The 12,868-nt window shown below is 37.1% G+C and carries 3 protein-coding genes; all 3 read left to right on the top strand.

All coding sequences use genetic code 11. The features are described 5' to 3' along the window. The first annotated feature begins 50 nt into the window (after positions 1-50). On the top strand, positions 51-821 hold the full coding sequence (locus J0M08_07485; protein ID MBN8702890.1) for a LexA family transcriptional regulator: 771 nt from the start codon (positions 51-53) through the stop codon (positions 819-821). 225 nt (positions 822-1,046) lie between these two features. After that, positions 1,047-7,154, top strand: a complete 6,108-nt coding sequence (locus J0M08_07480; protein MBN8702889.1) for a gliding motility-associated C-terminal domain-containing protein — start codon at positions 1,047-1,049, stop codon at positions 7,152-7,154. Between the two features lie 71 nt (positions 7,155-7,225). After that, on the top strand, positions 7,226-12,820 hold the full coding sequence (locus J0M08_07475; protein MBN8702888.1) for a gliding motility-associated C-terminal domain-containing protein: 5,595 nt from the start codon (positions 7,226-7,228) through the stop codon (positions 12,818-12,820). The last annotated feature ends 48 nt before the right edge of the window (positions 12,821-12,868 follow it).

The following is a 12,868-nucleotide window of genomic DNA, read 5'->3' as shown; positions in this document are numbered from 1 at the left end:
ACTTGCTATTTGCTAATTTATTCAGTATATTGATGCTAAATAAATTAGCAATGTCTGTAATATCACAAAATATAACTCATTTGCGCTCTTTACTAGGGATATCGCAAGAAAATTTAGCAGAAAACTTAGGGATAACAAGAGGTAAGGTTTCTTCTTATGAAGAAGGTAGAGCCGAACCCAATATTGAAACACTGATTAAATTGTCTAAATTTTTTCATGTTGCTGTTGATGCCTTGATAAAATCAGATTTGAGGCGAACCGATATAAAATCATTGTTTAAGGTAGGAGAGAATAGATTGTTGTTCCCGGTAATGTTGGATAAAGACAACAATGAATTAATAGAGCTTATCCCGCTAAAAGCATCTGCAGGCTATTTGAATGGCTATGCAGATCCCGAGTATTTTGATTCAGTACCACGAATGAGTTTGCCCTTTGTGCCTGCCGGTAAGCACAGAGCGTTTGGTATAAAAGGAGATTCTATGCCGCCATTGCGCGAAGGCTCTTTTGTGGTAGGAAAGTATGTTGAATCGATAAACGATGTAAAGGATGGAAATACATATGTAATGCTTACGAGGACTGAAGGTGTTGTATATAAGCGTGTATTTAGAGACCCTAAAAATAAACACATATTTCATTTGCATTCCGATAACAAAGTATATCATCCATACGAGGTAAAAGCGGAAGATGTTTTAGAGGTGTGGGAATATATTTGTTCTTTAAATATTGGGGCATACAAGGAAGACGAACTGAATCCTGCCAGTATCTTAAACATGCTAAAAGCGTTGCAAGTGGAGGTAAAGTCTATTCGACAAGGGAAATAATAAATTATTAGTCTGATCTAATATTTTATTTGTGAAAAACTAGTTTAGGTTTATCTATATAAGATATTTATCTTTTATTATTGGATTAACTTGTAGATTATCAATTACTTATATCTATTTTATTCTTTTTTATTTGTGTTTAGATTCCTTAACTCTTTTGTTTTTTATTAATCGGAAATAGAAAATATAATGTATATTATCATTGTAGAATAAACTATTCACGCAATGAAAAGAAAAATATCATTTTTTATATCAATAGTTGTTTTTTTTATAAAAACGCTTTCCTCTCAAACAAATTTTATATCAGTATCAAGTACAGTTCCTTCGGATATAACAATTTGTGGAGAGAGTAAGTTGTTTTCATTAACAATTAATAATCCATCTACGTTTAATTTGACTAATTTTTCTGTTAGTGTTGCTATGCCTACGGGTGTTAATTATGTGCCTGGGTCAGTAACAGGCTTTGGGCAGTCATCAATTGCTAATTTAAGTGCTCCAACTTTTACTTTAGCGAGTTTAGCTCAGGGTGGTTCTGTTGTAATAACCTATTCTGCTTCTGTAGAATGTAGTGTTTTAGGTTATTTGTCTTTAGGGAATCCAATTGAAAACACATATACTGTCAATTATATTGCAAATTCTGCACCGTACACTTTATCAAGTACATCACTAAATTATCAAATAAAGGAACCTAATTTATCCATAACAAACTTTTCAAATCAATCGTTTGCAGGTAGTGTTGGCGGAACTTTTACTAGATGTTTAACAATTACAAATGGGGGTTTGGGTGCTATTAGCCAGTTTACGTTGTCGGATGCTCATGGTGGAGATATTCAAATAACTTCAGTTACAAACGGTACGATAACTTCCAATACTTCATCATTAACAACTATTCTACTTAACGGAGCGCATTTTACCGGAGTAGGAAATGGAAATGCGTTGTTGGAAAGTGGGGAGAGTATTGTTATATGTGAAAATGTGAAAATTAATGGTTGTAATTCGGTTGCTTCTACTATTAAAGCTCAGTGGGGATGTGGTGGTCAAACGTGTCAGGAAGCAGAAACTGTAGGCAATGTAACATTTAATGGTTTAACCCCCAGTTTAAAATTAACTCCGAAATCTAGTTTGTCTAATTGCTTAGGAGTAGGAACCGGAGATCAACAGCAATTACTTATTGAAAATATTGGAGCAGGAGTTGCATCTAATGTTTCTATCGAAATTTTTCAATCGCTAAGCAACGGATTCTCTCCTTCATTTCAATCGTCTTTTAATTCGTTTGAGATAAAAGTAAATAATGGTGTATTTGCTCCGCTAACACCAACGTTAACAAAGCAAAACCAAAATGTTTCATGTTTGAACGGGAATACGATTGGAGGAGCAACTTTCGTAATCCCTCTTATTAATGCGGGAGACTCTGTTATAATCCGATGGAATCAATTTTCATGTTGTGCCGATCCATATATTGGGGGGTGGAATTATAAAGGTAGCTATTCAGATATTTGTTCTAATGTGATAACCTTGGTTGAGAAGACTGGGAAGTCATTCAAGTCCATACGAGGAACTCTTTCAAATAATATTTCACCTGCAAATATAGTTTCCGGATCAACGGGCGTGTTTAATTTTTTAATTTCCGGTTATCAGAATTCATATCCGGCTCCAACATCTAAGCAATGGAAAGCTTTGTTCGTGCTATCTCCGTGTATTACATTTACGAATTCAGTTTCTAATATAAGAATTAGAAATGCCGTTGGTACAATTACTCATAATCCAACTTCAATTGCAGTTACAGGAAATTCTGTTGTAGCTACTTTTACTACAAGTATTGTTTCTGATCAAGCAGAGGTGATGATTGATTTAGGCGCAAATTGCTCTTCTTGTGCAGGCGGAGTTTCCAGTGTTGAATTATATTTATCTTATTTACCAACAACAACATCGTGTTCTTGTGAAATGCTAATTATGGCCGATACAGGCTACACCAATGTAGTATGCCCTCAAAGTTGTGTTGGTTTAAATTTTAAAAATTTTACTGCATTAAGATCTAATTACGGATTACCTGATAACGACAATAATGGGGTAGAGGATGCCTCTGGTAACATAAATACGAGTTTGATTAGGCGTGACAGATTAATGTATCACGATACGTTAGAAACATCATTTTTTGCAACTGTAAAAACAAATAGTGTTTATCCCACTTGGAATTATTGTTACGCATCTTCATCCATTACAAATGGAGAGTACTTAAATTATATTGGAGGGGATTTGAAAATATATAGAAACAACGCATTGTTTGCTACTTGTAGTATATCACAAGCTGTAACTTCTACCTCTGTCACATTCAACTATGATTTAAGTGCTTCGGTTTTAATTGCTAATGGATGTGTTCCATCCAACTTTTTATATCTGAATAACGATTCATTAGTTTTTAAGCCAAGATATAGAGTTGTTAAAAATCAATACAACGGAAGCTCTACCGGTAATCCAAGTATTACAGCGCAGATAAGCAACAGTTTTTATTTAGCCAATATAGCTAATCCCGTAAGTTCGGTTAATAAGTTTTCGTGCAATACGTTTAATGGCTATGTTACAATTATTGGTTATTATTTTACCAATTATGGTCCTGGGGCGTACAATTCTATTGGTTGTAATGATTTAGTAGCTACACAAAATTATTATTTAAGTATTGGTCCTTGTTGTTCCAACTATGCTGGAGGAAATTTATTCCCTTATGAATACAGATCTTGGAGCTTTATTGATACCATGACAGTTACTATACCTACTGGATACTCCTTTAAGGCTGCGAGTATTTATGAGTATCAAACGGCAGGAACTCAAGTTACGGCATTAACATCTACTTTGGCAATAACTCCAATAAATCCTAGCTCTAACATATTGGTGTTTCCAGTAGGAAATTTATACTCGGGTATTAATCCTACAATACATAGAAGCGATGATGGGTTTTATGGAATTTTCACTATTACAATTTCGCCTAATTGCAATGTGGTACAAAATACAACTTCGAATATATTGTATACATGGAAGTTTAATCCTTCTGCTCAACTAGATTCTTCAACATCAAGGTTGATAAGTACTAATGGCGATGGTGTTTTGTATTCAGGTCCCAACTTTTTTCTACAAGCCGACTACCCATCTCAAGTTGCAACTAGTTCGGTGGTGTGTTGGAATATTTCAGTCTCTAATGTTACTAATAATAACGCTCCAAATACATGGATTGCTTCACAAGGTAATACAGGTGTAGTTATTACTGCCATTAAGGACTTGTCTAATAATAATGTAATTTCACCTGTTGGAGGAATTTACCAATTAGGAACTTTAAATGCGGGAGCCACAAAGAATTACCAAGTTTGTACTTCTTACTTGGGTTGCACCCCTGACAGTTTAATACTGGTTCAAAGTTGGAATTGCAATGGGTATCCGGCAAACATCAACGCTAATACTTGTGTGTCGCCTAAATCAATGAAACTTAAAGTATTTCCTCAGACGCCTTTATTAGTAACTAATGTCATTTCACCCTCAAGTTCTATTAACTTATGCGACACATCTACCTTTGTTGTAGAGGGGCAGAATATTCAAATGGGAAATGCCTATTCGGTATTACTCAATGCCCAATTACCGGTTGGAGTAACAATTGTCCCTGGGTCGTGCCAAATTTTATATCCAATAACATCAGGATATGTTCCATTAACAAATCCAACAAATGTTGGTGGCACAAATTGGCAGTGGAATATTTCAACATTAAATTCTACAATCGGAGGAAATGGATTACAAGGAATTTTATCTCCGACTTTAAATGCTATAAAAGTTAAGTTTCAAGTAACTACAGATTGCAGTTACTTGTCGGGGAGCACAGCTGTATTTTATTATCAAGCTCAGAGTTTTTGTGGCTCACCCGCAGGGCGTTTAGTAACATTGTCTTCACAGCTTTCAATTACTGGGGCTACTCCAAATTATTTTGCAGATGTAAAATTAAAAGAGCTAAACTATATTACTCCATGTAATGGTAGTCAAATATTGAGAGTTCGTGTAAAAAATAATGGACCCTTAGCATTTGGAGGACAGGATTCTGTTACGGTTATGTTGCCACTTGGTGTAACATACACGCCTGCTTCATTTATAGGAGTTCATAATTCACCTGTAAATACAAATCCAATTTCCTATATATTTAATGGCTCCCAGTACGTTTCGTGGTTATTGCCATCTGGTGTATTGGCAGGAGATAGTACCGTTTTTACTATTGGGTTTCAAGCTGCAGCAAATGTTTTATCGTGTAACGTGTATCAGTTTTATGCAAGAACAACAACTTCCACCAACGTACTTTGTGTAGCAAGTAATCAAATGTGTGGAATTAGTGTCTTAACAGGGCTAGATACATTAGATATTTTTTCACTCAAATCACTACTTACTTTTACTAATGTTTCGGGGTATAGTGTTCCTAATCCACCTAATGGAGAAACAGCACATGTTTCTTTTGATATCGTTAATTCGGGAGAAACAGTTGCGCCCGGGTTTAATACGATATTAGGTTTTTATTTTGATTTGAATAATAACGGTATTGTTGATATTGGAGATAATTTAATTGCAACAGATACAATTAATACTATTATTCCAGGTAATAATGCAGTGTTCCCTTATAGTTCAGTATTTAATTTTCCGGCAGGTGTTGCTTGTAGAATGATTGTTGTGGTAAATCCGGCAACGAGCTTTTGTGTTTGCGACCCTGCTCAATTGCCATTTAGTCTGCCTCTAAGAAATCAAGCAACAGATACAAGCTTGTGCGATGGACAAGCTGCTATTATTGGAGCTAATCCAATTATTGGATATACTTATAGTTGGAATTCTTCTTCCGGACTAAGTAATACTGCTATTGCAAATCCGGTGTTTACGGCTACTAATTCAGGTATAAATCCATTAACAACTATTTATACGGTTACTGTAAATCGTGCCGGATATTGCAGTTCAATTGATACTGCAACAGTTGTAGTGTATAATAAACCTGTAGCTTTTGCAGGTGTTGATTCTTCTTATTGTGCCGCTAATAGCGTACTTATGACGGGCACAAATACGCAAGGTTCTTCTACAGGTATGTGGAGTCAGTTGGTTGGAGCACCCACCAATGCAACTTTTGCAGTTCCTGCAAATGCGAATACGAATGTTACCGGTTTGCAAGAAGGAACATATGATTTTGTTTGGACTGTAAATAATGGGGTATGTGCCGCAGCAAAAGATACTGTTAAAATTAAAACGTACAACGTGCCTATTGCAAATGCGGGCGCAGATATTTCGATTTGTGCTCCTAATGCATCTGCTTCCTTTGGAGCGACTCCTTTAACCGGATTGTCAACTGGTGCTTGGGTTCAATCTTCGGGAGCAACTACGGCAGTAATCTCTAATTCTGTTTCGCCTACATCTTTGGTTAGTAATTTATCGGTGGGTACCTACCAGTTTGTTTGGACAGTTGTAAACGGAGTTTGTCCTTCAGCAAATGATAGCGTTCGAGTACTTGTAGCTACAGCACCAACAGCATCTGTAAGTGTTAGCGATAACAGTGTTTGTATGCAAACGTGTATTAATTTTAACGATTTGTCAATGGTTTATCCCGGAGATAACATAACATCTTGGAGTTGGAATTTCGGAAATTCGTTAACTTCTAATTTGCAAAGTCCACAAAATATTTGTTACGATTCATCAGGTGTTTATACAGTTAGTCTTACCATAAATACTGCGGCTGGTTGTGTTGCAAGCACTACGTTAGGAGGGGGGATTACAGTTTATTCAAGCCCTCAGGCTAGTTTTAATGTCACACCAAGTGTGGTAGATATGGCTAATCCGGTTATTCAAGTTACAAATACAAGTTCTGATTATAGTTCGTGGGCATGGAATTTCGGTGATAATAGTACGTTGGATTCGGTGAATGCAAACCCTTCTCACACTTACCAAGCAACTAATTTGTCGGGCTATGTTGTTACGTTAGTTGTTACAAATCAATATGGGTGTTCCGCAACTGCTCAGAAAATTGTAGTTGTAAACGAAGACTATTCTATTAATATTCCAAATGCATTTAGCCCGGATGGAGATGGAATAAATGATTTGTTTGTAGTTAAAAATCTAACAAAGTGGGGTAGGAATAAGTTTGAAGTGTTTAATAGATGGGGCGATGTTGTTTATTCTAAAGATAACTATGCAAATGATTGGGATGGAACAGTAAATGTATCTTCGGCAAAAATTGGGAATAATAAAGTGGTAGCCGGTACCTATTATTTTATACTTACAATAGAAGATAAAACGTATAAGGGATATATCGAAATTCATTGGAAATAACCATTTCTATGTCTTGAATAAGGCGTAGAAATGGTATATATTTACTTACTTGCAAATGAGTAAATCCCTAAATGAGTGAAAGAGGTACATTTTTTTTAAAAAAAGGAATCTTATTGTACTTCTTTATATTGTTGTATCTATACTCAGACTCTCAATCAGTTTCACTAAATCAGAAGAAATGGATAAACAAACCATTTGAACATAAAGAGTTTATTGAAAACGTTGGACAATTTACAGCGCAAACTAATTTTAGAAATGATAGTATTTTATATGCAATAGATAATGGCGGTGTTCAAATTTATTTTACTACCAAAGGATTAACATTTCGTCATGATAAATTAGAAGTAATAGACAAAGAGAAGGAAGAAAGGGAGAGGAAAAACAAAGAATCTGTAAATATAGAAAAACTAGAGGGGGATGAAGTTCCTAAGATATTCCTGCTGCACATGGAGTGGCAAAATGCAAATGCTAATCCAACAATTTTAGCGGAGATTCCGTCTGCGCACTATTTTACGTATCCCGATTTATCGAGTAAATCCAACCCCAAAACTTTTATCGCACACACCTTTAGAAAAATTATTTATAAAAATATATATCCCAATATTGATGTAGAGTATGTTTTTCATGAAGTAGAAGGAATAAAGTATTCATTAATTCTTCATCCCGGAGCCAATCCTTCTCAGGTGGCTATGAAGTATACCGGAGCAAAAAAAATAACAAAAGATGAATCGGGAAATATTCTTTTTGCCACAGCGTTTGGAGATGTGGTTGATCATGCCCCCATAACATTTTATGATTTCGATAAAAGAAATATTCCATCTGGTTTTTATGTGTCTGACAGTACCATTTATTTTAAGCTAGGAAAATACGATACTACAAAAATGGTTGTAATCGACCCTTGGGTTACAAACCCCACTTTTGCAACCGTAAATAAGGCGTATGATGTGGGCGTAGATGCAGCTGGTAATATTTATGTATCTGGTTCGGGGTCTCCTTGGAAAATAGAGAAGCTTAATTCTGCCGGAGTTCCGCAATGGACATATCTTACAGTCGGAATCCCAAATGGATATGGAGATTTTGCTGTTGATAATGCAGGTAATTCTTATGGCGCTTATACTAATCAGGGATATATTAAGCTTAATACGGCAGGTACTCTTCTTTGGGGACCTTTGTTTACTGGCGATAATCTATTGCGTGGCGAACCTTGGGGGTTGCAATTTGATAATACACTTAATCGATTAATTATAGCCGGAGCTTCGGGTCGAGAAGCTATCGGAAGTTTAAATCCCGCCACAGGAGCTAACACAGCTCAATTAAGTTTATCTACAACCGGAAGTGAAATAAAATCAATTGCGCAGGCTCCTAACGGAAAGGTATATTCTATAGCCAGTAGTAAACCCAGCACTACAAGTCAAGGATTTGTTAGAAGCTTTTCTCCTTCTCTTGTTCAAAACTGGAGTGTGCCTTCTGGCTATACAACCTTTGCATATTATTGCGCTATTTATAAAGATTTGATAACGTTGGCATCTAATAATTCTATTGCTGCTTCTAATTGCTACGTATATACTTATGAGGGTGTGAATTTAAAAAAACGGGATGCCGTAACAGGAAATTTAATTTCAAGTGTAAATGTTTTTGGCGCTATAGCATTAAGAAACTCAGGAATTGAAGTAGATAAATGCGAATACATTTATGTAGGAACACAAACTGGAGTAACAGTGTACGATCAAAACTTAAACTTTGTTACTTCAGCTGCTTCTCCTGGGGCGGTTTACGATGTATATGTTAGTGCAACTAACGAAGTAATAGTATGTGGCGATAAATTTGTACAGTCTTTAGGTCAACTTGTAGCACCTTGCATACATCCACCGTTAAATACAACAATTAGCATTGTTGCTCCCGTTTGTGGAAGTAGCAATGGTTCTGCCACGGTAACTCCTACAAATGGAACTGCACCATACAGTTATAGTTGGAGTAATGGGCAAACCAACTCATTAGCAACTGGTTTGTCCGCAGGAGCGTATACGCTTTATGTAGCAGATGCTTCTTGTCCAAATTTTACAGATACAACGGTTGTTACAATTAATAGTGCTAACGGGGCTGTATTAAACATGAGTCAAACCAATGTAAATTGTGGATTACAGGGCAGTGCTACTGTAACACCTGTTGGTGGCAACTCTCCTTTTACGTATTTGTGGAACAATGGTTCTACCCAGCAAATGGCTTTAGGGCTAACCGCAGGAACATATACCGTGGCTGTAACGGATAATGCAGGATGTTTTAATACGCAAACGGTTGTTATTCTAAATAATAGTGGAATTACGGTAACCACGCCTACTGTAAGTAATGTAAGTTGTTTTGGTAGTGCCACAGGAATAGCAACGGTAGGTGCAACAGGAGGTACAGGTGCCCTTTCATATGTATGGAGCAATGGACAAACCACTGCAACTGCCACAGCACTCCCGGCAGGAAACTATAGCGTAACCATACAAGATGTAAATGGCTGCACAGGAATGGGTATGATTCAAATTACTCAACCGCCAATACTAACCACAGGAAATATTACTTCCTTTAATGGAATTGCTTGCCATGGCGGAACCAATGGAAGCATTGCCGTTGCTCCTACGGGAGGTAATCCGGGGTATTCGTTTGTTTGGAGTAACGGTCAAACAACATCTGCTGCAACAGGGTTAACAACCGGTTCATACACACTAAACGTAACAGATGCAAGTGGTTGTTCAGCTTCATCGGTTTATAATCTACCTCAACCTCCAATTTTAACGGTTACTGCAAATGTTACAAATACGGACTGTGGCTTGCCCAACAACGGTTTTATAGGTGTAAGTGCTTCCGGAGGTACCCCCAATAATATAAATTTTGGGTATGCATATTTGTGGAATACCGGTGCAACTACAGGGTCAATTAATACCCTTACAGTTGGAGTTTATTCACTTACAGTAACCGATTTTGCCGGTTGTGCAAAAGTGTCAACGTACTCTATTGGTGTTGGTAATGGCCCTCCTTTAAATGCAAGTTTTACACCTTCATTAACAACAGTATGTTTGGGTAGTTTCGTAACATTTACTAATACTGGTTCTGTAGGATCCGGTTATATGCATTCATGGGCTGTAAAAAATAGCAGTAATGCAGTTGTGGGTAATGCTTGGTCAACAAGCTTAGCCTTTACGTTTAGCGTATCCGGACAGTTTGTTGTGTCTCATAAAGTTGTAAAATTTTCTCCTTTTTGTAGTACGGAGGTATTTGATACTATAACTGTTGTGCCTTGCGTTACAGTTACTGCAACCGGAGATACAGTATGTGCAGGTGCATGTGCTACTGTCTCGGCAAACGGCATTGGAGGGCTTGGAAACTATTCTTATTTGTGGAATACAGGTGCTACTACTAAAACTATAACAGCATGCCCTTTAGCAACCAGTACTTATACCGTAATTTTAAGTGATTCCGGAGGGGATAGAGATACTACAACCGCAACTATAACTATCAATTCCCTACCTACTTCAACGATTACACCAAGTAATGTGCAATGTAATGGGGGTAACAATGGTAGTGCAGTAGTTTCGGCAGGGAATGGAATTTCTCCTTATACGTATTTGTGGCAACCGGGAAATGTTACTGCACAAAGCGTTTCCGGATTATCTGTTGGAACATATAGTTTAATAGTTACAGATGCATTTGGTTGTAGTAGTACAAATACGGTATCTATTTTGCAGCCAACATTAGCTTTAGGTGTAAGTGTTTTGAATCAAGTAAGCGCAAGCTGCTTTGGTTTAAATGATGGTTGGGCAGCGGTTTCTGCATTAGGGGGTACGGGTACTTATTCGTATTTGTGGAGCAATGCCGCCATAAGTGCTACAAACACTGGATTAGTTGCAGGGACTTACTCAGTAACTGTTACAGATGGGAATAATTGTAGTGCACTTCAGTATGTTGTAATTACTGAGCCGGCTGTATTGAGCGTTTCTGTGGGTCTTACAAATGTAAGTTGCAATGGCGGCAATAACGGTAGTGCTTTAGTTATAACTGCTTTAGGTGGAACTCCGACTTATGCCTACATGTGGAGTGATGGGCAAAGTACTATTGCAGCTACGGGATTAGCAGCAGGAACCTACACCTTAGAGGTAAAGGATGCCAACAATTGTACAGCAACTACTAGTGTTCAAATCAGTCAACCGCCTGCATTGATTTTAAATAGCACAAAAACCGATGCTACTTGCTTTGCCTCTTGCGATGGAAGTGCACTTGTACAAACGGTAGGAGGAAATTTACCATTTACATATTATTGGAATTCTATTCCGGCTCAAACTGCATCTAACGCAACGGGTTTATGCGCAGGAATTTATGCTGTTACCGTAACAGATGGATTAAATTGTGTTTCAACTACAACCGTACAAATTACAGAACCAAGTCAGGTAGTTGTAAATATATCGGGACCAACAACAATTTGTTTGAGTCAATCGGTTTCGCTTACTGCTGCGAGTTCTGGTGGAATCCCTGGATATCAATATTGGTGGTCCACAGGAGAGACATCCGCAGTGTTAAATATATCACCAAGTGTTGATACGGTGCTTAAAATAACTGCTATTGATTCACGCTCATGTAATGCATCTATAACAACCACAATTGATGTAGGATTGCCATTACAGGCAATAGCTTCCCCTTCTGTAGCTGTATGTGCAGGTGATCAAACTACACTGTCAGTGAATGCAACAGGAGGGAATGGAAATTATACATTTACTTGGATTCCATCCAATGCAAATGGAGCTGCTTTTATTCTTACCCCAACACTTTCAGCAACCTACACTGTTATCGTAAACGACAATTGCGGAACACCTTCCGATACTGTAGATGTATTTGTTCTGGTAAATCAACTTCCTGTTATGTCAATAAGCGCAAGCGATACAGCTGGTTGCCCTTCTCTATGTGTTGTATTTGATAATTCCACGCCAAATACTCAGTCGGTAAATTGGCAGTTTGGAGATGGGAATACATCTTCTATTAATAGTCCAACACATTGTTTTACTCAAAGTGGTTCCTATCAAACCGCAGTAATCGTTTTTGATAATAATGGATGTAGTAACACAATGTTGTATTCTCAAACAATACAAGTTTATCCTATTCCTTTAGCAGGATTTGAACCTAACCCGGCTACTATTAATTTATCGGAAGGACAAATTCAAATTGATGACTTGTCTTTTGGGGCTGTTAATTGGTTTTGGAGTTTTTCTAACGAGAACAATTCATTTTCTACAGAACAAAATCCTATTGTTGTATTTGCCGATACGGGCACTTATATCATTAAGCAAGTAGTCTCAAATCAGTACGGCTGTATAGATTCTGTTACAAAGAAAGTAACCGTTACACCAGATTTTATATTATATATATCTAACACATTTTCACCTAATGGTGACGGAATAAATGAATTTTTTGCACCCACTGTGTTTGGAATAAAAGAGGGAAGTTATAGTCTAAAGATTTTTAATAGATGGGGGGAGTTAATTTGGGAAACTCAAAGTGTTAATGCAGGTTGGGATGGTAAGATTAATGGAACCTGGGTGCAAGAAGATACGTATGTTTGGCAAATACAGGTAAAGGATTTGGAAGGTATAAGAAAGGTATTTGTGGGGCATGTAAATGTTGTAAAATAGCTTTTAGGTGGTTTTGTGTATTTAAAACGGGGGCCTTCTCAAAAAAAA

Source organism: Bacteroidota bacterium, assembly GCA_017303975.1.
GTDB lineage: Bacteria > Bacteroidota > Bacteroidia > JAFLBG01 > JAFLBG01 > JAFLBG01.
This window is presented reverse-complemented; position numbering and strand designations above follow the sequence as displayed.